This window comes from Micromonospora sp. DT44 (assembly GCF_049841635.1).
Lineage (GTDB): Bacteria > Actinomycetota > Actinomycetes > Mycobacteriales > Micromonosporaceae > Micromonospora.
Genome location: NZ_JBNCKS010000005.1, coordinates 24,219 through 44,678, shown reverse-complemented (window position 1 = coordinate 44,678; position 20,460 = coordinate 24,219). Strand labels below are relative to the sequence as shown.

At 70.9% G+C, this 20,460-nt stretch carries 19 protein-coding genes; 16 read left to right on the top strand and 3 right to left on the bottom strand.

Annotation, left to right across the window (positions count from 1 at the left end):
* Positions 1-86: 86 nt before the first annotated feature.
* Positions 87-1,601: a DUF1996 domain-containing protein gene (locus ACLQ25_RS04420; protein WP_425729295.1), complete on the bottom strand. Its 1,515-nt coding sequence runs from the start codon at positions 1,599-1,601 to the stop codon at positions 87-89.
* Between the two features lie 312 nt (positions 1,602-1,913).
* Between ACLQ25_RS04420 and ACLQ25_RS04415 the strand changes: the two genes are divergently transcribed.
* From ACLQ25_RS04415 to ACLQ25_RS04355, 13 genes are all read left to right on the top strand, one after another.
* A complete protein-coding gene (locus ACLQ25_RS04415; RefSeq protein WP_425729293.1) occupies positions 1,914-2,324 on the top strand; it encodes a DUF6069 family protein in 411 nt (136 codons plus the stop codon).
* Positions 2,325-2,364: 40 nt separating this feature from the next.
* Positions 2,365-2,718 (top strand): YciI family protein, encoded by a 354-nt coding sequence (locus tag ACLQ25_RS04410; RefSeq protein WP_425729291.1) that lies wholly within the window; start codon positions 2,365-2,367, stop codon positions 2,716-2,718.
* A gap of 20 nt (positions 2,719-2,738) precedes the next feature.
* Positions 2,739-3,938 (top strand): RNA polymerase sigma factor, encoded by a 1,200-nt coding sequence (locus tag ACLQ25_RS04405; RefSeq protein ID WP_425729289.1) that lies wholly within the window; start codon positions 2,739-2,741, stop codon positions 3,936-3,938.
* A 160-nt stretch (positions 3,939-4,098) separates the two neighbouring features.
* Entirely contained in the window at positions 4,099-5,022 is a 924-nt protein-coding gene (locus ACLQ25_RS04400; RefSeq protein WP_425729287.1) for an NBR1-Ig-like domain-containing protein, read from the top strand.
* Between the two features lie 175 nt (positions 5,023-5,197).
* Positions 5,198-6,055 carry a peptidoglycan-binding domain-containing protein gene (locus ACLQ25_RS04395; RefSeq protein ID WP_425729285.1) on the top strand — a complete coding sequence of 286 codons (858 nt, stop codon included), beginning with the start codon at positions 5,198-5,200 and terminating at the stop codon, positions 6,053-6,055.
* 36 nt (positions 6,056-6,091) lie between these two features.
* A complete protein-coding gene (locus tag ACLQ25_RS04390) occupies positions 6,092-6,976 on the top strand; it encodes a peptidase inhibitor family I36 protein (protein ID WP_425729283.1) in 885 nt (294 codons plus the stop codon).
* Positions 6,977-6,982: 6 nt separating this feature from the next.
* Positions 6,983-7,906: a peptidase inhibitor family I36 protein gene (locus ACLQ25_RS04385; RefSeq protein WP_425729281.1), complete on the top strand. Its 924-nt coding sequence runs from the start codon at positions 6,983-6,985 to the stop codon at positions 7,904-7,906.
* A 142-nt stretch (positions 7,907-8,048) separates the two neighbouring features.
* Complete coding sequence (locus tag ACLQ25_RS04380) at positions 8,049-8,705, top strand: GntR family transcriptional regulator (protein WP_425729470.1); 657 nt, start codon at positions 8,049-8,051, stop codon at positions 8,703-8,705.
* Between the two features lie 92 nt (positions 8,706-8,797).
* Entirely contained in the window at positions 8,798-10,603 is a 1,806-nt protein-coding gene (gene atzF / locus ACLQ25_RS04375; protein WP_425729279.1) for an allophanate hydrolase, read from the top strand.
* Positions 10,604-10,640: 37 nt separating this feature from the next.
* Positions 10,641-11,330 (top strand): biuret amidohydrolase, encoded by a 690-nt coding sequence (locus ACLQ25_RS04370; protein ID WP_396803197.1) that lies wholly within the window; start codon positions 10,641-10,643, stop codon positions 11,328-11,330.
* A gap of 8 nt (positions 11,331-11,338) precedes the next feature.
* Positions 11,339-12,031, top strand: coding sequence for a cysteine hydrolase family protein (locus ACLQ25_RS04365; RefSeq protein WP_425729277.1), 693 nt, complete (start codon positions 11,339-11,341; stop codon positions 12,029-12,031).
* 12 nt (positions 12,032-12,043) lie between these two features.
* A complete protein-coding gene (locus ACLQ25_RS04360) occupies positions 12,044-13,663 on the top strand; it encodes a regulator (protein WP_425729275.1) in 1,620 nt (539 codons plus the stop codon).
* A 40-nt stretch (positions 13,664-13,703) separates the two neighbouring features.
* Positions 13,704-14,090 (top strand): AtzH-like domain-containing protein, encoded by a 387-nt coding sequence (locus ACLQ25_RS04355; RefSeq protein WP_425729273.1) that lies wholly within the window; start codon positions 13,704-13,706, stop codon positions 14,088-14,090.
* Positions 14,091-14,199: 109 nt separating this feature from the next.
* Here the strand turns inward: ACLQ25_RS04355 and ACLQ25_RS04350 are convergent, their stop codons facing one another.
* Positions 14,200-14,481, bottom strand: a complete 282-nt coding sequence (locus ACLQ25_RS04350) for a hypothetical protein (RefSeq protein WP_425729271.1) — start codon at positions 14,479-14,481, stop codon at positions 14,200-14,202.
* Between the two features lie 12 nt (positions 14,482-14,493).
* Positions 14,494-15,363: a hypothetical protein gene (locus ACLQ25_RS04345; RefSeq protein WP_425729269.1), complete on the bottom strand. Its 870-nt coding sequence runs from the start codon at positions 15,361-15,363 to the stop codon at positions 14,494-14,496.
* Positions 15,364-15,913: 550 nt separating this feature from the next.
* On the opposite strand from ACLQ25_RS04345, the gene ACLQ25_RS04340 reads away from it, so the two are divergent.
* The 3 genes from ACLQ25_RS04340 to ACLQ25_RS04330 all read left to right on the top strand — a co-directional run bounded on the left by ACLQ25_RS04340 (position 15,914) and on the right by ACLQ25_RS04330 (position 20,443).
* On the top strand, positions 15,914-17,377 hold the full coding sequence (locus ACLQ25_RS04340) for an endo-1,4-beta-xylanase (RefSeq protein WP_425729267.1): 1,464 nt from the start codon (positions 15,914-15,916) through the stop codon (positions 17,375-17,377).
* A gap of 168 nt (positions 17,378-17,545) precedes the next feature.
* A complete protein-coding gene (locus ACLQ25_RS04335; RefSeq protein WP_425729265.1) occupies positions 17,546-19,330 on the top strand; it encodes a hypothetical protein in 1,785 nt (594 codons plus the stop codon).
* A gap of 39 nt (positions 19,331-19,369) precedes the next feature.
* Positions 19,370-20,443 carry a glycosyltransferase family 2 protein gene (locus ACLQ25_RS04330; protein WP_425729263.1) on the top strand — a complete coding sequence of 358 codons (1,074 nt, stop codon included), beginning with the start codon at positions 19,370-19,372 and terminating at the stop codon, positions 20,441-20,443.
* Positions 20,444-20,460 lie beyond the last annotated feature (17 nt).

The following is a 20,460-nucleotide window of genomic DNA, read 5'->3' as shown; positions in this document are numbered from 1 at the left end:
TCGTGCCGGTTTGGTGGGGGGGGTCGCCCCCCGGGGGGCCCCCCCCCGGCGGGGGGGGGGCCCCGCCTCTCGGGTTGCGTGTGGGGTCAGCCGCCGGCGAAGGTCACCTCGGTGCCGCACTTGGCCTTCTGGTTCAGGCAGGACTTCACCAGGGGACCGAGGTGGGCCGGGTCCCAGGCATTCATGAAGTCACCGTGCATGGAGGACGGCTTGCCCGAGGAGAGGCTCAGGCCGTCGCCGCCCAGCGACTGGTAGTTCACCATGAACGACAGGTCCGGCACCGCCACCGGGTACTTGCCGGTGCAGACGCCGTTGACCGGGTCGCCCATGTGCGACTTGTGGTCGGGCGAGTCGATGTTCTTGCCGTCCCAGCAGTCCTTGAAGACGAGCTGGAAGATGAGGTTGCCGCCGGAGGCGCAGACCGGCCAGTTGCCGTCGGAGCTGCGGCCCGTCTCGGCGCTGCCCGCGCACCAGAACTGGTTGCTGCCGGCGTTCTTCGGGGTGTCGACCTGCTTCTTGGCGTCACCCTCGACCATCCGCAGGCCCGGCGGGAACGGCTTGACGGTGGACGGGTCCTTCACCCGCGAGCCGTAGTAGACCCGGAAACTCTTCATCGGTACGGGCTTGCCGTCCTTGCGCAGCTCCGGCGTCCAGTAGGCGCTCAGGTCACCGGGGGCGTTGCAGGTGGTCGTCGAGGAGAGCAGCTTGTCGGTCGTGGTGAACGCGTCGACCTTCGGCCCGAAGAAGGTGTGCATGTGCGACGCGCCCGGCAGACCGGGGACGACGATCGGGTCGTCCGGCGCCGAGTTGGCCAGCTCGCAGTCCGTGTGGAACTCGGGAACGCGGGTCGTGCCCGGCGTCACCGGCTTCGGCGTGATCGCGTTGAAGGCAGCCAGTTCCCGGTCCCACCGGGCCTGGTCGACCGGCACCCAGCCAGCCGCGGGCGCGGTGCCCGGCGTGGTGGGCGTGGCGCCCGGGGTGGTCGGGGTGGTGCCCGGGGTGGTCGGCGTCGCCGGGCTGGCGCTCGGCGAGGGCGACGCGCTCGGCGCCGTGCCCGTCGCGGAGCCGAACGTGAACCAGTTCAGGTTGACGAAGTCCGACCGGGAGCTGCTCTTCATGACGGCGAAAACGGTCTGCGGGCCGGCCGGCACGCTCGCCGCCGTGGCGGTCACCGTCGTCCACTTCTGCCAGCCGCCGGTGTGTGCGATCGGGAAGCTGGCCAGCAGGGCGCCGGTCTGCGTACCGAGGCGCAGCTCGACGGCGCCTCCGTCGGTGTTGTTCGCCGCCACCCGGGCCTTCAGGTCGGCGCCGGTGATCGAGACGCCCTCGTACCGCAGCCAGTCTCCGTTGCCGAGCCAGCCGACGTTCCGGCCGCCGTCGGCGTCGCCGGTGCTCTCGGTCTGCGCGCCGGACTGGGCCGCGAAGGCCTCCGCCTGGATCCGGCCCGGCACCGCGACCTCTTCGGCCTGGGCGCCGGCGATGTAGATGCCACTGCCCACCAGGGCGGCGGCGACCCCCGAGGCGAGCGTGATGCGAGCGATGCGGCGGCGCTTGCGCGCCCGGTCCGGCGGTGCGACGTGCGCGGGGGGAGGAGTCCGCATTACCAGTGATTTCCTTCGAGTCGAAGATAACGCTCTGTCGGATGAAGTATGTGCACGTCGGAGGCTTGCGGCAATCTGCGGAAAAAGAATTAAGGAGGGTGCCGACTAACTGTCCTGGTAGCCGTCGAGCGGGCTTCGGATAACAATTTTTTGCCTTCGTACCCTTAAGTTTCTATTAAATCGGTCGGTGGTGGCCGCGGGAGTGCCGGCTCGGAAAGTTTCTGGACGTGGCTGTCGATCGGGGCCGGGTCCGTTCGTAGCCCTGGTGAGAGCCCGGCATCGAGCCGGGCCACCCACCCGCTGGAGGGCACGATGACCACCACCACGCACGCCACCCGCGCCACGTCAACCCTCGGCACGCTGGTCCGGACCGGTGTCGTCGCCACGGTCGCCGCGAGCGCGGCCACCATGATCGTCGCCGCCGTCGGCCACGCGGCGGGCGTGGGCCTCGACGTGAGCGGCGCTCCGATACCGGTGGCGGGATTCGGCGTCCTGACCGCCGTCTTCTCGCTGATCGGCGTCGTCCTCGCGGCGCTGCTGTCCCGGTTCGCCCGGCGACCGCGGCGGGCGTTCGTCCGTACGACGGTGGCGCTGACGGTCCTGTCGGTGGTGCCGGACGTCATCGCCGACGCCGACACGGCCACCAAGGCGCTGCTGATGCTCACCCACCTGGTCGCCGCCGCGATCGTCATCCCCGCGCTCGCACGCCGCCTGGCCGCCTGAGCTGTCACCATCGGACCGTCGAGTTGTCGAGAGGATCGTCATGAAGCAGTACCTGCTGTCCGTCCACCGCGTTGAGGGCGCGCCCGCCATGTCCGACGAGGAGACCGAGGTCGTGTTCGCCGAGACCGGCCGCATCAACGACGAGATGCGGGCCGCGGGCGTCTGGGTCTTCGGCGGCGGGCTCGTGTCGTCGGAGAGCGCCACCGTCGTGCGGATCGAGAACGGGTCCACCACCATGAGTGACGGACCCTTCGCCGAAACGAAGGAGCACCTCGCCGGCTTCTGGGTCCTCAAGTGCGCCGACCTGGATCAGGCGCTCGCCTGGGCCGAGAAGTGCGCGGCGGCGTGCGGACCGATCGAGGTACGCCCCTTCGACGACCTGTCCCAGGCCTGACCCGGAGCCGGCCGGCCGACATGGACCTGGCGAGCATCTACCGCGCGGAGTACGGCCGCTGCGTCGCCACCCTGGCCCGTCTCCTCGGCGACATCAACCTCGCCGAGGAGGCGGTCCAGGACGCCTTCGCCACGGCGCTCGAGAAGTGGCGGACGCCGCCACCCAACCCGGGCGGCTGGATCGTGACGACCGCCCGCAACCGGGCGATCGACCGGCTCCGCCGCGAGTCGACCCGGGAGGCCCGGCACGCCCAGGCCCTCCTGCTCCAGCACCAGGACGCGCCCCAGGAGGTGGGACCCGTGCGGGATGACCAGTTACGACTCATCTTCACCTGCTGCCACCCGGCGCTCGCCCTCCAGGCGCGCACAGCCCTCACGCTGCGCCTGCTCGGTGGCCTCGAGGTCCCCGAGATCGCCCGGGCCTACCTGGTCCGGGAGACGACCATCGCCCAGCGGATCGTGCGCGCGAAGAAGAAGATCCGGGAAGCCGCCATTCCCTACCGGGTACCCGCCGACCACGAGCTGCCGGACCGGCTGCCGCCCGTGCTCACCGTGCTCTACCTGATGTTCAACGAGGGCTACACGTCCACCGCCGGACCGTTGATCAGGACGGACCTGTGCGCCGAGGCGATCCGGCTCGCCCGCGAGCTGGCCGCGCTGATGCCCGACGAGCCCGAGGTCCTCGGCCTGCTCGCCCTGCTGCTGCTGATCGAGGCGCGTCGTCCGGCCCGGCTCGGCCCGAACGGTGAGCTGGTGCTCCTGGCCGACCAGGACCGGTCACTGTGGAACGGCACGCCCATCGCCGAGGGGCACGATCTGGTCCGACGGTGTCTGCGACGCAACCGGCCCGGCCCGTACCAGATCCAGGCCGCGATCAACGCGGTTCACACCGACGGCGTGGCCACCGACTGGCGGCAGGTCCTGGCGCTGTACGACCAGCTCCTCGCGCTCACGCCGAACCCCGTCGTGGCGCTCAACAGAGCGGTCGCGGTGGCCGAGGCGCACGGCCCGGAGGCGGCTCTCGCCGCGCTGGAGACGGTCGACCTTCCCGGCTACCACCGGCTGCCCGCCACCCGGGCCGAGCTGCTGGCCCGGCTCGGGCGCGACACGCAGGCCCGCGCCGCCTACGACGAGGCCATCGCGCTGACCGGCAACGAGACCGAGCGCGCCTTCCTGAAGGCACGTCGTAGCGAACTCACCCACCCGAGGAGACCAGCGTGACCGGCACGTACACCTTCGACGTCTTCGGAAGGAACGCCGGCAACCGAGGTGGCTGATGGGGTAAGCAGGGATGCACCACATCGGTGCTCGCCGCGGGTCGTTCGGTAGCCTCTGACACGCTCTGACAACGTCTGACAAAGTCGTCTGACATGGGGGACTGATGAAGGACCAGCGTGCCGGGGAGTCGAGTCAGGACGCACGGCCTGCCCAGAGGTTCGCCGAGGAGTTACGGACATTGCGCAGCGCTGCGGGAGACCCCTCGTTCCGCAAGATGGCGGGGCGATCAGGACGGATCTCGCACACGACCCTGCACGAGGCCGCCAGCGGCACCCGGTTCCCCTCGTGGGAGACCACGCGGGAGTTCGTCCGAGCCTGCGAGGCGGACGAGGCCCAGTGGCGGCGTCGATGGGAGGAGGCGCAGCGCCCGGGTTCGGCCGCGCGGCCCAGCGGGGACGGTGACCCCGCGCCGGTCGTCGCCGGGTTCGCGCCGAAGGAACAGGGCGTGGTGCAGGTCGTGGAGCAGCCGGGGGCCGAGGATCGCGTCGTGACGACGCGGCGGCGCCGTCTGAGGTGGCTCTACGCCGCGGCGGTGGTGCTGGTGGTGGCGGTGGCCGCCGTCCTGGGCGTGACCGTTCGTGGGCGGTCGGGTTCGGGTGGCTCGAGCGCATCGACGGCGTCACCGTCACCGTCCGCGTCACCCTCCGCGACGGCGTTCTCGGACTCGCTGATCCCCGGCGACTCGAGCAAGTTCGTCGCCGACGTCACCATCCCCGACGGCACCCAGGTGAAGGTGAACGCCCAGTTCGACAAGGTGTGGGCTCTCGCGAACGTGGGGCAGGTCGCCTGGCACAACCGGTACCTGGCGCGGATGGAACCTACCGTCGACGGTCAGGGCTGCCGGACGCCGGACCGGGTGCCGATCGGCGACACGCCGCCCGGCGAACAGGTGATGATCCGTGTTCGGGTCACCGCGCCGAGCCGCCCTGGCAAGTGCTGGGTCAGTTGGAAGATGGTCGACGAGGGTGGCCGGGAGTACTTCCCCACCCGACGGCCGGTGTACTTCATGGTCACCGTGACCGCCTGAGGTCCGGCCGCGATGTCAGACACGGGTTTCGAGCCAAGCTGACAACACCGCATTCATCGAGGTCAGTGACGGTCTGACGGATCTGACAGGCCGCCGGGGGTACCGAACAGCAGGGCCCTTCTCGCAGGGTGATGTCGTACCGAGAACGACTCACCAGCTACGAGGAGGAGCCACCTTGCGCCGACCCTGGTTATCCGTCGGACTCGCCGCGCTCTGCGTGGCGGTCGGCGTCCCGGCCCACGCGGCGGCATCCGGCGCCACAACGCAGCGGACCGCCACCGCGGCCGCGCGGCCGATCGTGGACATGGAGGCCACCGTCCTGGCCGCCCAGATCGACCCCCGCCGGGCCGACAACACACTGACCCCGGGTGCGAAGAACTCCGTGCTCGCCGTGGAACAGGCGTTGCAGGCGCAGGGCCTGCTGAGCGCGCAGTGGGTCGACGGCTACTTCGGCACGGTGACCGTCTCGGCGTACGCGGCGTACCAACGCTCACTCGGCTACACCGGACTGGCCGCGAACGGCCTGCCCGGGGTGACGTCGCTGACGAAACTCGGGCAGAACCGCTACACGGTCGCCAACACGATCGGACCGGGCGCGAAGGTTCCGCGCGACGGGTACGTCGTCAACGCCCGGACCCAGGCGATGCTGGCCGAGGCGCAGCGTCTGCTGGGCCAGACCCTGGTGCTCGAGCAGGGCTCGTACAACCCCGGGGGTGACCCGACCTCGGCCGGTACGCATGACGGCGGGGGTGTGGTGGACATCGCGGTCACCGGCATGACCGCGACCCGGCGCACCGCCGTCGTACGGGCGCTGCGACGGGTCGGCTTCGCCGCCTGGGTCCGTGACCCGAGTCAGGGCGACTGGCCGTGGCACATCCACGCCGCGGCGATCAGCGACACCGACCTGTCCAGTCAGGCGCAGCACCAGACCGGTGACTACCACCTCGGCATGAACGGTCTGGCCAACCGTGGCCCGGACGACGGCCCTCAGATCCCGATCCAGACCTGGGAGCAGTACCAGCGCGGGCAGTGACCCGCACACCCCCTCACCCTTTCCGGAAAGGACACCATGAACATCCGTAAGAGCCTGGCCGCCGTCGGCGTCGCGCTGGCCGCGACCACCTCGATCCTCAGCGTCGCATCGCCCGCGTCGGCGGCGGCCCGGGACGGGGTCTGCGACAGCGGCGAGTTCTGCTACTACTACAACAGCGACAACGCGGGATCGATCTCGGACTTCACCGGCTCGATCGACGACTACGGCACCGAGCAGCCCTCGTGCTACGACTTCAAGGGCGCCGGCGCCGGCAAGGGCCTGTGCATCAAGAACGAGGCCGCCTCGGTCTGGAACCGCAGCACCAAGACCGTCCGCGTCTACTACAACAGCGGCTACGCCGGTTCCTACCAGGACTTCGCGGCCGGTGCGAAGACCAACCTCAACGCCACGCTGAAGAACAACAACGCCTCGCACCAGTTCTCGCCGTCGACGCGCACGAACCTGTCGTACGCCCTGTACCAGGCCAGCGGCGGCAGTGTCACGTGCGGCTTCGACGGTTACACCACCACGCCCGGGCGGCACGAGGGCATCGACATCGCCCGCAGTGTCGGATCCGACGTGCGCGCCCTGGTCTCCGGGACGGTCACCTACGTCGCGCAGGGCAGCACCGGCAGCGGCGGCCTGTCCACGATCTCGGTCTACAACTCCTCGTCCAACAAGACCGTGATCTACCTGCACACCGCGCCGAGGTCCGGGGTGAGCGTGGGCGACGCCATCAGCAAGGGCCAGATCATCGCCGACGAGTCGTGGCACGGAGTGTCCTCCAGCTCGGGCGCGCACACCCACGTCGAGGTGCGGGCCGGTCGGCAGACCCACGCGGCCGTCAGCGTCGGCGACCCCACCCTGGACAACGCCGACCCGACCGCGTTCTGGAACTCCCAGGGCTACGACGAGAAGTAGGACTTCATGAGAATCCGCAAGGGCCTCGCCGCAGTCGGCGCCGTCCTCGCCATGTCTGCCTCCATCCTGAGCGTCGCCTCGCCGGCAGCGGCAGCCGAACGGGACGGGACCTGCGACAGCGGCGAGTTCTGCTACTACTACAACAGCAACCAGGCCGGGTCGGTCTCGGACTTCACCGACTCGTTGGACGACTACGGCACGACCCAACCGACGTGCTACGACTTCAAGGGCGCGGGCGCCGGCAAGGGCTTGTGCGTGAAGAACAACGCGGCGTCGGTGTGGAACCGGACCGGCAAGACCGTCCGGGTCTACTTCAACAGCAACTTCGCCGGTACGACGCAGGACTTCGCGGCCGGGGCGACTGGCAACCTCAACGCCACCTTGAAGAACAACAATGCCTCGCACGAACTGCTGAGCGGGCCGACGGGCTGTAGCACCGACGGCACCAACAGCAAGCTGCCGAGCACCATCCTCGTCTACCGGGTCAGTCTCGGGCGCGTCGACCGGGTCGACTTCAAGACGTACGTCAAGAACGTCCTCCCGAACGAGTGGATCACGAGCTGGCCGGCTGCCTCGCTGGACAGCGGCGCGATGGCCGTGAAGAGCTACGGCTGGTACTGGGCGCTGCACTCGACCCGCAAGACGTCCGGCGGCCAGTGCTACGACGTCCGGGACGACACGGGCGATCAGGTCTACCGGCCGTCGTCGGCGCAGACCTCGACGTCGGCGGCGGTGGACCGGACCTGGTCGACCCGGATGACCCGCAGCGGCAACATCATGCAGGCGCACTACTGCGCGACCACCACGGCGTGCGGTGCCTGGGTGGACGGGGACTGGATGTCCCAGTACGGCTCGCGTGATCTCGCCAACTCGGGCAGCAGCTACCAGACGATCCTGCGCCACTACTACCGCGACGTGGTCATCTCCTGATCTCACGCGTCAACCGTGCCGCCCGCCGCACACCCGCGGCGGGCGGCACTGTCGTGGGCAGCCCGCACGGGTCGCCGGGCCGTGGGGACGCGCCGACGCCGCCCCCACGGCGACAGGTGGCAGACTCGGCGGAGTGAACGACATGGCCGCACCGACGACGGACGGCGAGCTGGAGAGCGTCAGTCTGGTGGACCTCGCCGTCGCCCGGTTGACCCGGGAGATCCTCAGCGGCAGGAGCGATCCGGGGGAACGCCTCGTCGAGGAGCAGCTCACCCGTCGCCTCGGGATCAGCCGTGCGCCGCTGCGGGAGGCGCTGCGGTTGCTGGCCCAGCAGGGGCTGGTCGAGCACGTGCCCCGGCGCGGCGTACGGGTGGCCACCCTCTCCGACCGTGACGTGCGGGAGCTGTACGAGCTGCGGGACGTCCTCGAACGATTCGCGGTGCGGGCGGGGATCCCGGTCGGCCGCGAGAGCGACCTGGCGGGGTTGCGGGCGACGCTCGACGCGATGCGGGAGGCGACCCGGGCCGCCGACCGGATGGCGGTCGCCGAGTCGCACCGGGCGTTCCACGTCGCGCTCGTCACGCTCGCCGGCAATCGCCAACTGTCCGCCGTGTACGGCTCGATTCTGGTGAAGTTGCAGCTCTACATGGCGATCAACCTGCGGCGTGAGGCGGAGGTGGCGCAGCCCCTGGACGGGGTCCACCGGCACGAGCGGTTGTTCGAGGCGGTCGCCGGGGGAGACCCCGAAAAGGTCCTCGCCGTGCTCTCCGGTCACGGCGCGCGCTCCTACCTGGACTGAGCGGCGGCCTGCGCGCCCGCCCCGCGCGCGCCGTCATGTCCCCGTTACAGAACGCGCCGCCCGCTGTAACAGAACGGTCGACAATCGACTGTATGCCAGAGCCAGTCGGATCCATCTCGGACCTGCGGACGGCGTACCGCGACGGTCGCCTGACCCCGACGGACCAGGTCGAACGCGTCCTCGACGGGCTCGCCGGAAGCGGCGACGGGCCGGTGTGGATCAGCACCGTGCCGGCCGACGAGCTACGGGCCCGTGCCGAATCGCTGACCCGCCACGGTGATCCCACGTCCCCGCTGTACGGAATCCCGTTCGCGGTCAAGGACAACATCGACGTGGCCGGCATGGTCACCACGGCCGGCTGCCCCGACTTCGGATACGAGGCCGCCGAGGACGCGCCGGTCGTACGCCGGCTGCTCGACGCCGGCGCGCTGCTCGTCGGCAAGACCAATCTGGACCAGTTCGCCACCGGCCTGACCGGCGCCCGCTCGCCGTACGGCAGTTGCGAGAGCGTCTTCGGCGGCGGCCTCATCTCGGGCGGCTCCAGCTCCGGCTCCGCGGTCGCGGTGGCCGCCGGCCAGGTCAGCTTCGCCCTTGGCACCGACACCGCGGGCTCCGGCCGGGTGCCGGCGGCACTCAACGGGATCGTCGGCCTCAAGCCCACCCGTGGTCTGCTCAGCACGGCCGGCGTGGTGCCCGCCTGCCGCTCGCTCGACTGCGTGTCGGTCTTCGCGCCCGACGTGGCGGGCGCCGTCGACGTGCTGCACGCCGCCCGTGGCGTCACCACGGCCGACCCGTGGGGCCGTCCGTTACCGGCGGAGCGGGTGGTCGCCCGCATGCCGGGCACGCTACGCCTCGGGGTGCCCTGGGCAGAAGACCTCGAGTTCTTCGGTGACACCGGGCAGGAAGCCCGCTTCGCCGCCGGAGTGCAACTGCTGCGTACCCTCGTCGGATCGCTGCGGTCGGTGCCGCTCGGCGCCTTCTTCGCGGCGGGTGACCTGCTCTACCAGGGTCCCTGGGTGGCCGAGCGGCTCGTCGGCCTGGGCGACTTCCTGCGGTCGCGCCCGGAGTCGGTGTTGGCGGTCACCCGGGCCGTGCTGGAGACCGGCCGGCGCTACGACGCGGTCGACGCCTTCCGGGGACGACACCGCCTGCGTGAGCTGCGCGCCCAGGTCGACAAGCTCTGGCAGGACGTCGACGTGCTCGTCGTGCCGACCGTCGGCACCACGTTCACGCTCGACGAGATCGCCGAGGACCCGATCGGGCGTAACGCCATGCTGGGCCGCTACACCCAGTTCGCGAACCTGCTCGACCTGGCCGCGGTGACCGTGCCCAACGGCTTCACCGCCACCGGCCGGCCCGCGAGCCTCACGCTGCTCGGTCCGGCGTTCAGCGACACCACCCTGGCCCGGCTGGCCGCCACCCTCACCACGGGCGGCGCGGCCAACCCGGACGCCGAGCCTGTCGCACCCCCGGTTCCACCGCCGACGGACGTGCTGATCGCCGTGGTCGGCCGGCACCTGAGCGGCGAGTCCCGCAACGGCGAACTGCTCGGATACGGCGGGGCTTTCGCGGGAGCCGCCCGTACCGCGCCGCTCTACCGGCTCTACCGGATGGACACCGCCGACGGCGAAGGGCTGCCCGGACTGGTCCGGGTCGCTCCGGACACCTCGGCCGGCCACCCGATCGAGGTCGAGCTGTGGCGGCTGCCCAGCGCCGCGCTCGGTGGGCTGCTGGGCGGCGTGCCGGCGCCCCTCTCGCTCGGTTGGATCCGGCTGCACGACGGTCGGGACGTGCTCGGCTTCCTCTGCGAGGCGTACGCCGTCAGCCCGCCGGCCGAGGACATCAGCGCCAGTGGGGGGTGGCGGGCCTACCGCCGCTCCGCCGCCACCCGGCGGTGAACGGGCCGCACCAGTGATCACGACAGGAGGCGAGAGGATGGGAAGCATCGGGCCGGTACCGGCCAACCCCTACCCGTGGCCGTACGACGGTGTGGCCGACACCGCGCGTACCGCGCTGCTCTGCATCGACTGGCAGACCGATTTCTGCGGGCCGGGCGGTTACGTCGACGCCATGGGCTACGACATCGGCCTCACCCGGGCCGGCCTGCCGGCCACCGCCCGGCTGCTGGAGCACGCCCGGTCGCTCGGGATGCTGATCGTGCACACCCGCGAGGGGCACGACCCCGACCTGTCCGACCTGCCGGCGAACAAGCGCTGGCGTTCGGCCCGCATCGGCGCGGAGATCGGCGGGGCCGGTCCGGCCGGTCGGATCCTGGTCCGGGGCGAGCCCGGGTGGGAGATCGTGCCCGAGGTCGCCGCGCTGCCCGGCGAGGTGATCATCGACAAGCCCGGCAAGGGCGCCTTCTACGCCACGAACCTCGACCTCGTGCTCCGGACCCGGGGCATCACCCACCTGATCCTCACCGGCATCACCACCGACGTCTGCGTGCACACGACGATGCGCGAGGCGAACGACCGGGGTTACGAGTGCCTGATCCTGGCCGACTGCACCGGCGCCACCGACAAGGCCAACCACGAGGCCGCCCTGCACATGGTCACCATGCAGGGCGGCGTCTTCGGCTGCGTCGCCACATCCGACGACGTCATCGCCGCCACGGCGAAATGAGGTGAGCCATGCCGACCATCGCCACCGCGCGACCCGGCCCCTACTCCTTCGACATCTCGACCACCGCGCTGCTCGTCATCGACATGCAGCGGGATTTCCTGGAGCCCGGCGGATTCGGTGAGAGCCTCGGCAACGACGTGAGCCAGCTCCGCCGTACCATCGCGCCGCTCGCGGCCCTGCTGGCCGACGCCCGCGCCGTCGGCCTGGCCGTCGTGCACACCCGCGAGGGGCACCTGCCCGACCTGTCCGACTGCCCACCCGCCAAACTCAACCGGGGCGCCCCGAGCAAGCGGATCGGCGATCCCGGGCCCACGGGCCGGATCCTGGTCCGTGGCGAGTACGGCCACGACATCATCGACGAACTCGCGCCACTGCCGGGCGAACCGGTCATCGACAAGCCCGGCAAGGGCGCGTTCCACGCCACCGACCTGGACGTCCTGCTCGCCGAGCGAGGCATCCGCAGCCTCCTGGTCGCCGGGGTCACCACCGAGGTGTGCGTGCACACCACCGTCCGCGAGGCCAACGACCGGGGGTACGAGTGCCTCGTACTCGCCGACTGCGTCGGGTCCTACTTTCCCGAGTTCCACCGGGTCGGGCTCGACATGATCGCCGCCCAGGGCGGGATCTTCGGATGGGTCGCCGACTCGACGCAGGTCCGCGCCGTGCTGCCCACCACGTCCGCGTTGCAACCCTCCTCCTGACCGGGAGCAGCCATGGTCTCCTCGAAGCCCACCGTCGTCCCGCTCGCGTTCTGGGTGCGCGGTGACACCAACGCGTTCTTCGGTTTCGGCGTCAACGTCCTAGTCAACGTGCTCACGCTGACCGGGCTCTGCATCGGGGTGGTGAAGCTGCCCGAGGGGGAGGTGTTCGGCACCATCCTGCCGGCGCTCGGCATCGCCCTGGTCGCCGGCAACATCTACTACACCTACCTGGCCCGCCGCCTGGCCCGTCGGGAGAACCGCACCGACGTGACGGCCCTGCCGTACGGGCCGAGCGTGCCGCACATGTTCATCGTCATCTTCGTCATCATGCTCCCGATCTACCTGCGTACCCAGGACCCGCTGCGAGCATGGGAGGCCGGGCTGGCCTGGGCCTTCATCATCGGCGTGATCGTGCTGATCGGCGCGTTCGTCGGGCCCTACATCCGCCGGTACGCGCCCCGGGCGGCGCTGCTCGGCACGCTCGCCGGGATCTCGATCACCTTCATCTCGATGAACCCGGCCGGCCAGATGTGGCGGATGGCCTGGGTCGCCCTGCCGGTCTTCGCGCTGCTGCTGATCGGCCTGCTCACCGACGTGAAGCTGCCGTTCAACTTCCCGATCGGGCTCGCGGCCCTGCTGGTGGGCACCGCGATCGGCTGGGCTGGCGGAGCGATGTCGGTGCCGGACGTGACAGCAGCCGCCCGGGACATCGCGGTCGCCGTACCCTCGTTCAAGCTGGACCTGTTGTTCACCGGGCTGTCCGACATGGCGCCGCTGCTGGCGACGGCCATCCCCCTCGGCGTCTACAACTTCACCGAGGGCATGACGAACGTCGAGAGCGCGGCGACCGCCGGGGACAACTACAACCTGCGCAGCGTGTTGCTCGCCGACGGCGCGGGCGCGGTGGTCGGCGCGGCGCTCGGCTCGCCGTTCCCGCCCGCCGTCTACGTCGGCCACCCGGGCTGGAAGGCCGCGGGTGGCCGCAGCGGTTACTCGATGGCGACCGGCGTGGTGATCGCCGTGCTCTGCTTCCTCGGCATGTTCGGACTGCTCGCGGCGATCTTCCCGACGGCGGCCATCGTGCCGATCCTGCTCTACATCGGCCTGCTGATCGGGGCGCAGGCGTTCCAGGCGACGCCCCGGGCGCACGCCGCGGCCGTGGTCGCCGCGCTGGTGCCGAACATCGCGGCCTGGGCGACCGGGCAGATCGACAACGCGTTGGCGGCGGCCGGCACCAGCGCCGCCGCGGTGGGCGACGACGCGCTCAACGGCGCCGGTGTCGTGTACGACGGGCTGCTGGTGCTGGGTCAGGGCGCCATCCTCGCCGGCCTGGTGCTCGGCGCGGTGGTGGTCTTCGTCATCGACAAGCGGTTCGTCCGCGCCGCGATCTTCGCCGGCTCGGGCGCGGTGCTGTCGTTCGTCGGGCTGATCCACGGCGAGCGGGTCGAGTGGAACGCCAACGGCCAGGTGGCGCTCGGCTACCTCTTCGTCGCGGTGATCTGCGGGGTCTTCGCGCTCGGTCGTCCCACGCCACGCGAACCGGACCCGGAGGAGGCCGAGTTGGACGAGGCGTCGGTGCCGGCCGCCGACCGGGCGGCCGACGAGCAGCAGACCGCGGCGGCGCGTGGCTGAGCCGCCGGGCCGACCCGACCGGACGGAGAGGAGGGACCGGATGGAGATCGATCGCGCGGACGTGGTCGCCGAGGTGGCGGCGGCCTTCGCCGGATACGAACGGGCGCTCATCGACGGTGACGCCGAGGCGATCTGCGGGTACTTCTGGGACTCCGACCGGACGGTGCGGTTCGGCCTCGCCGACCATCAGTACGGGCTGGAGGAGCAGCGCAAGTGGCGGGCCGCGCAGCCACCGCTGCCGGCCGGACGACGGCTGGTCGAGACGAGGATCAGCACGTTCGGCGCGGACCTCGCGGTCGTGACGACCCGATTCGGGTACGGCGACAGCTCCGCCACGGGACGGCAGACCCAGACCTGGGTACGCCTGCCCGTCGGTTGGCGGATCGTCACCGCCCACGTCTCGGAGCCCGCGCCGAACCTTGACTGACCGGCCGGCGCGACGGCACCGGCCGGACGTGGTCGCAGCCCCAGCGCGGCCCGGCGGTCGACCGCACGACGAAGCGCCCCGTCCGCTGTGGACGGGGCGCTTCGTGGCGTCAGCCGGACGGCGTGCCGGGGGTCGGACGGTCCTCGTCGCCACGGGGCAGCGGCGTGGCCACCTCGATCCGGGGTGACCGGTCCGGCGGGAGGTGGGCGAGGTCGGCGATGACGACCACGTCCACCTCGCCGTCGACCATCTTCTGCTCGACGGTCTCCCACGGTGCGCGGATGATCCCGTTCAGCCGGTAGTCATGTTGGCGCAGGTGGTTCAGACACGTCGCGATGGCGTGTTCCGACGGCTCCATGTCGGCGGGTACCCAGATGATGGCTAGCTCCATGATCTCTCCTGATCAACGTCGTGGACGTGGATGGGTGATCAGGAGCTGCCGGGGCGGCGGGGGACCCCGCTGGACGGGTCGACTGGTGGCCCGACTGTCGAAGGGACCGACGGCACCCCCTCGTCGCAGGGGCCCGACGGACGGCGGCGCGTCGGTCGCCAACGCCGTCAGGTCGGCGCCCCCGGCACCGGTGCTGCTGGGCGCGGACACGAATGCCAGTGCCAGCGCGGGTTGCGCCGGTAGCGGAAGGGGGGTCGGGATCGGCGGTGGTGGTGACGGTTCGGCCATTGCCGGCCTGCGCACCGGCATGCGACGGTCGGTGACGTCGGCGCGGGATGCCCGCACCGTCAACGGTTCCGACGACGGCGGGGTGGCGCGCGTGGTCGACGAGGTGACCGGCGTGCGCGCGTCGGGTGGCGGGGATGATCGTCGGGTGCTGGATGCTCGGGTGGGCGTGGGAGTTGCGGGCTCGCCCGTCGACGTCGGTGGCGCGGTGACCTCTGGCAGAGGCAGGGGAATGGCGGTCGGCAGGGGGATGGCGGTCGGCAGGGGGATGGCGGTCGGCAGGGGGAGCGCCGTCGGCAGGGGCAGGGGGAGGGCCGTCGGCAGGGGCAAATCGATCTGCGGCGGAGTGTCGAGCAGGTCCCGCGCCAGCGATCCGACGATGCCCGCATCGGTGGCGGCCTCCACCGGTCCGGTGGTCGTCGGCGTTGGGATCGGGGTCGGCTCGGCGGAGGCGGGCTCGGCGCCCAGTGCGGCCGCGAGCGCGGCCGCGCCGAGTGCCATCGCACCGAGGGCCACCGGCGGCGGGCAGTGCTTCGGCGGCGTCACGTGGGTGCCGCCGACCGCCGGGTCGGATCGGCGCCGGAACGTCGACGCCACCGCCCGAGCGGTCGCTCGTCGACCCGAGGCGTCCCACCCATGCGCGGACTGTTGCCCCTCGGGAACTCGGGCTACACCTGTCGCCGGCCGATCGACGTCTCGCGCGGTGAAAGGGCGGGGCGGGCTGGCCCTGTGAGCGATAACAAGGATCGCTTTCATCGATACCGCCGCACGGTCCGGCCGCTGTGGCCTCGTAGCAGCATCGGCGTGAGCCGATGTCGGTCGGGGCCGCGTATGTCCGGCTCGTTACGTCTTGACGAACAGCATGTTATCGCTCACTCTCGATGCAGAGGTCGGCGGCGTCGGTGGCTCACCGGGCGAGTCCCGTGGTCGCGCCTCGACGCGCGGCGTCCCTACGGGCAACGGACGCCGCCTCAGGACTCGTGCGGTTCCCGGCGAACGCCGGCCGGTTCCGCGTGTGCCGGTGCGAGGTGGCCCAGGATGACCGTCCCGGATTCCTTGGCCCAGCCGGCGCGCGCCGCCGGGAACAGGTCGTCCTGAGCGAAGTGGCACATCACCACCGCCGATGCACCCACTGAGAAGGATCGACATGAGACCAAGAAAAGCTCTGCTGGCGACGGCGACCCTCGCGGTCACGCTGACCGCGGGTATGACGGTCGCGCTGGCACCCATGGCCAGCGCCGGAACGACGTTGAAGGCGTCGGCGGCCGAGAAGGGCCGCTACTTCGGCGCCGCCGTCGTGACGGGCAAGCTCTCCGACAGCCAGTACGTCAGCATCCTGAACGGCGAGTTCAACAGCGTCACCCCCGAGAACGAGATGAAGTGGGACGCCACCGAGCCCCAGCAGGGTCGGTTCAGCTACACGGGTGGTGACCGCCTCGTCAGCCACGCCCAGGCCAACGGCATGAGCGTGCGCGGACACGCGCTGCTGTGGCACGCCCAGCAGCCGGGTTGGGCGCAGGGCATGTCCGGCACCGCGCTGCGTAACGCCGCGATCAACCACGTCACCCAGGTCGCGACCCACTTCCGGGGCAAGATCTACGCCTGGGATGTGGTGAACGAGGCGTTCGCCGACGGCGGCTCCGGCGGGCGGCGTGACTCGAACCTGCAGCGCACCGGCAACGACTGGATCGAAGTGGCGTTCCGTGCCGCCCGCGCCGCCGACCCGGGCGCCAAGCTCTGCTACAACGACTACAACACCGACGGCATCAACGCGAAGTCAACCGGCATCTACAACATGGTGCGCGACTTCAAGTCCCGCGGCGTACCGATCGACTGCGTCGGCTTCCAGTCCCACCTGGGCACCACGCTGGCGAGCGACTACCAGGCCAACCTGCAACGCTTCGCCGACCTCGGCGTCGACGTCCAGATCACCGAGCTCGACGTGATGACCGGCTCCAACCAGGCCAACATCTACGCCTCGGTGACCCGCGCCTGCCTCGCCGTCGCGCGCTGCACCGGCATCACCACCTGGGGCGTACGGGACAGCGACTCCTGGCGCGGCGGGGACAACGCGCTGCTGTTCGACCGGTCGGGCAACAAGAAGGCGGCGTACACCTCCGTCCTCAACGCCCTCAGCGCGGGCAGCGGCACCCCGACCACGCCGCCGCCGGGCTCGCCGGTGGACACCACCGCCTGGTACGTCCTGATCAACCGCAACAGCGGCAAGGCCCTGGACGTGTACGAGCGGGCGACGACCGACGGCGCCCGGATCGACCAGTGGACCCGCAACGACGGCGCGTGGCAGCAGTGGCAGTTCGTCGACTCGGGCAGCGGCTACTACCGACTGAAGTCCCGCAACTCCGGCAAGGTGCTGGACGTCTACAACCGCTCGACCGCCGACTCCGCGGCGGTGGTGCAGTGGACCGACGGCAACGGCACCAACCAGCAGTTCCGGCTGGCGGATTCCGGGGGCTACGTGCGCCTCATCAACCGCAACAGCGGCAAGGCCGTCGAGGTGCAGGGCGCGTCCACCGCCGACGGCGGCAACGTCGTGCAGTACGCGGACCACGGCGGCAACAACCAGCAGTGGCAGTTAATCAAGATCGGCTGACCATCGGTCGATCGAGTCGGCGCGGTGGCGTGGACGCTCGTCGTCCGCGCCACCGTCTCCGCTCCCCGCAGCGTCTACTGGTACGCGGCCGTTGCGTCGTGCGCGAGAACACGCCACGCTTCGGACAGCAGATGGACAAGCCCGGCACTATTGGAGAGCATCAATTTCATGATTATCCGGTCCGCCACCCCACCACCAACTTCGGAAGACGTGATCCCCGACGAGATCCCCGAGGATCGGCCGCCGGCCGACTGGGGTCGTTGGAACTGGGCGCGTTCCGAATGGACCGTGGCGGTGGCGGCGAGCCTGCTACTGGCGGTGGTGCTGACCTGGCCGACCCTGCGCCACCCGGCGACCACGATCCCCGGTGACCTGGGTGATCCGCTGTTGCAGGCGTGGCAGGTCGCCTGGTCGGGGCACGCCCTGCTGAACAGCCCGGGCGACCTCTGGAACTCGAACACGTTCTACCCCGAGACGTACACGTACGCCTACAGCGACACCCTGCTCGGGTACGCCCCGATGGGGATGCTGGGCTCCGGCTTCACGGCCGCCGTGATCCACTACAACCTGCTGTACGTGCTGCTGCACGCGCTGGCGTCGTTCGGGGCGTACGCCCTGGCACGGCAGCTCGGCGCGAACCGGTGGGGCGGCGCGGTCGCCGGGGTCGCGTGGGCGTACGCGCCCTGGCGGCTGGCGCACTCGGGGCACCTGAACATCCTCTCCAGCGGGGCGATCGCGCTGTCGCTGGCCATGTTGGCCCGTGGCCACGGCTGGTCGCTGCGCCACGGGTACCGGCCCGAGCTGCGCAAGCCGGGCTGGGCGGTGGCCGGGTGGCTCGTGGCCGCCTGGCAGGTCAGCCTCGGGTTCGGCATCGGCCTGCCGCTTGTCTACTTCCTGCTGGCCACGGTCCTGGTGGCGGCCGGCTTCTACGGCTGGTCCTGGTGGCGCAAGCGGGAACGGCCTCCGTTCGGCCGGCGCCTGCTGATCGCCGATCTCGTCGGCGGCGGGGTGTTCGGCCTGGTGACGTTGCTGCTGGGCATGGTCTACCTGCGCGTCGTCGACCTCAACCCGCAGGCCGAGCGGACGCTGGACTGGACGAAGATGTTCTCGCCCCCGCTGATCGGGTTCGTCACCGCGCCCGCCGACTCGTGGCTGTGGGGTGAGCGGCACGCCGGCGCGCGCGAGCAGCTCTCCTGGCCCCCGGAGATGGCGCTGCTGCCGGGCATGATGGTGATCGGGCTGGCCGCGGCGGGTCTGTTCCTCTCGGCGTACCCGCTGCGGCACCGGGTCGCGCTGGGGCTCGGCGTGGTCGGCACCGTGCTGTTGGGGCTGGGCGCCACCCTCGGCGGTGACGGGGACCCGGGCTACCTGACCCTGTCCACGCTCCTGCCGGGCTGGGACGCGTTGCGGACGCCCGGCCGGATGATGCACTGGACGAGCCTGCTGCTCGCGGTGTTGGCCGCCGGCGCGGTGACCGCTCTGGCCGAGTCGCTGCGGCAGTCCACGCCCCGCCAGTGGGCGCGGACCCTCACGCCGCTGGTCCTGCTGATTCCCCTGACGGTGGTCACCCTGGAGGGCGTCAACTCCACGCCCCACCTGACCGTGCCACCGCCGCCGGCCGCGATGCGGACGGTGCAGGACCCGATCCTCGTGCTGCCGGCCGGGGGAGTGGGCGACCTGACGTACATGTTGTGGACGACCGACGGGTTCCCCCGCGTGACGAACGGTCTGGCCGGCTTCGAGCCGGTCAGCCAGGCGCAGACCCGGACGGCGGTGGCGTCGTTCCCCGATCCGGTCAGCGTCGCGCACCTACGGGGGATCGGCGTGCGGTCGGTGGTCGTCGTGCCGAGCCGTGCCGTGGGAACGCCGTGGGAGAGCATCGCGACCCGACCCATCGACGGGTTGGGCATCACCCGGGAGGATCTCGATGGCACGCTGGTCTACCACCTCTGACCGCGTGAACGGCGGATGTCCGGGTACGGGCGGGGTGAGGTGACGAGCATGCGACTGTCCGTCGTGGTGCCCTGCTTCAACGAGGAGGCGTCGGTCGAGCGGCTGCACGAGACCGTGTGCGCGGCCCTCGCCGAGCTGCCCGACGTCGAGGTCGAGGTGGTGTACGTCGACGACGGCAGCGAGGACGGCACTCTCGAGGCGTTGCGCCGGCTCGCCGCCGCCGATCCGACCGTCTGCTACACGTCGCTGAGCCGCAACTTCGGCAAGGAGGCGGCCATGCTCGCCGGGTTGCAGCGCGCCACCGGTGACGCGGTCGTCATCATGGACGCCGACCTGCAGCACCCGCCCCGGCTGCTGCCCGAGATGGTGACGCTGTACCAGCAGGGCTTCGACCAGGTGATCGCCCGGCGGGACCGGCGCGGCGACCGGTTCGTGCGCATGGTCGCCTCCCGGTCCTTCTACCGGGTGATCAACTGGTGGATCGACGTGCGCCTCCAGGACGGCGCGGGCGACTTCCGCCTGCTGTCCCGGCTCGCGGTGGACGCGATACTGGCGATGCCCGAGTACAACCGCTTCTCCAAGGGCCTGTTCTCCTGGATCGGCTTCCGTACCGCCGTCGTCGCCCACCCCAACGAGACCCGGCAGGCCGGGCGGAGCAGGTGGACGCTCAGCAAGCTCTTCAACTACGCGTTCGACGGCCTGTTGTCGTTCAACAACCGGCCCCTGCGCCTGGCCATCTACGGCGGCCTGTTCCTCACCCTCATCGCGCTGGCCTACATGGCGTGGGTGGTCGCCGACGCCGTCGAGAAGGGCATCGACGTCCCCGGGTACACGACGATCATCGTCAGCGTGATCGGGCTCGGCGGCATCCAGATGACGATCCTCGGCGTGATCGGCGAGTACATCGGCCGGATCTACTACGAGACCAAACGTCGACCGCACTACCTGGTGCAGGAGACCGAGTACCTCCTGGCCGAGACCGGCGAGGCGTCGCGGCGGCCGGTGCCGCCCGCGCCGCGCTCTCCGGTACGGGGCCAGCGGGTGACGTTGGCCCGGGAGAATCCCCTCTCCCGGCCGGCGTCCGGTCGGCCTGACGACCGCGACCGGAGCTGAGCTGAGCGGGGCCTGCG

Bases quoted from the DNA above. Each gene is read 5' to 3' on its own strand.
- ACLQ25_RS04355 (WP_425729273.1), top strand. From the start codon at position 13,704: ATGGAGATCGATCGCGCGGACGTGGTCGCCGAGGTGGCGGCGGCCTTC.
- ACLQ25_RS04365 (WP_425729277.1), top strand. From the start codon at position 11,339: ATGCCGACCATCGCCACCGCGCGACCCGGCCCCTACTCCTTCGACATC.
- ACLQ25_RS04335 (WP_425729265.1), top strand. From the start codon at position 17,546: ATGATTATCCGGTCCGCCACCCCACCACCAACTTCGGAAGACGTGATC.
- ACLQ25_RS04420 (WP_425729295.1), bottom strand. From the start codon at position 1,601: ATGCGGACTCCTCCCCCCGCGCACGTCGCACCGCCGGACCGGGCGCGC.
- atzF (WP_425729279.1), top strand. From the start codon at position 8,798: ATGCCAGAGCCAGTCGGATCCATCTCGGACCTGCGGACGGCGTACCGC.
- ACLQ25_RS04410 (WP_425729291.1), top strand. From the start codon at position 2,365: ATGAAGCAGTACCTGCTGTCCGTCCACCGCGTTGAGGGCGCGCCCGCC.
- ACLQ25_RS04340 (WP_425729267.1), top strand. From the start codon at position 15,914: ATGAGACCAAGAAAAGCTCTGCTGGCGACGGCGACCCTCGCGGTCACG.
- ACLQ25_RS04415 (WP_425729293.1), top strand. From the start codon at position 1,914: ATGACCACCACCACGCACGCCACCCGCGCCACGTCAACCCTCGGCACG.
- ACLQ25_RS04405 (WP_425729289.1), top strand. From the start codon at position 2,739: ATGGACCTGGCGAGCATCTACCGCGCGGAGTACGGCCGCTGCGTCGCC.
- ACLQ25_RS04370 (WP_396803197.1), top strand. From the start codon at position 10,641: ATGGGAAGCATCGGGCCGGTACCGGCCAACCCCTACCCGTGGCCGTAC.
- ACLQ25_RS04390 (WP_425729283.1), top strand. From the start codon at position 6,092: ATGAACATCCGTAAGAGCCTGGCCGCCGTCGGCGTCGCGCTGGCCGCG.
- ACLQ25_RS04350 (WP_425729271.1), bottom strand. From the start codon at position 14,481: ATGGAGCTAGCCATCATCTGGGTACCCGCCGACATGGAGCCGTCGGAA.
- ACLQ25_RS04400 (WP_425729287.1), top strand. From the start codon at position 4,099: ATGAAGGACCAGCGTGCCGGGGAGTCGAGTCAGGACGCACGGCCTGCC.
- ACLQ25_RS04380 (WP_425729470.1), top strand. From the start codon at position 8,049: ATGGCCGCACCGACGACGGACGGCGAGCTGGAGAGCGTCAGTCTGGTG.
- ACLQ25_RS04385 (WP_425729281.1), top strand. From the start codon at position 6,983: ATGAGAATCCGCAAGGGCCTCGCCGCAGTCGGCGCCGTCCTCGCCATG.
- ACLQ25_RS04360 (WP_425729275.1), top strand. From the start codon at position 12,044: ATGGTCTCCTCGAAGCCCACCGTCGTCCCGCTCGCGTTCTGGGTGCGC.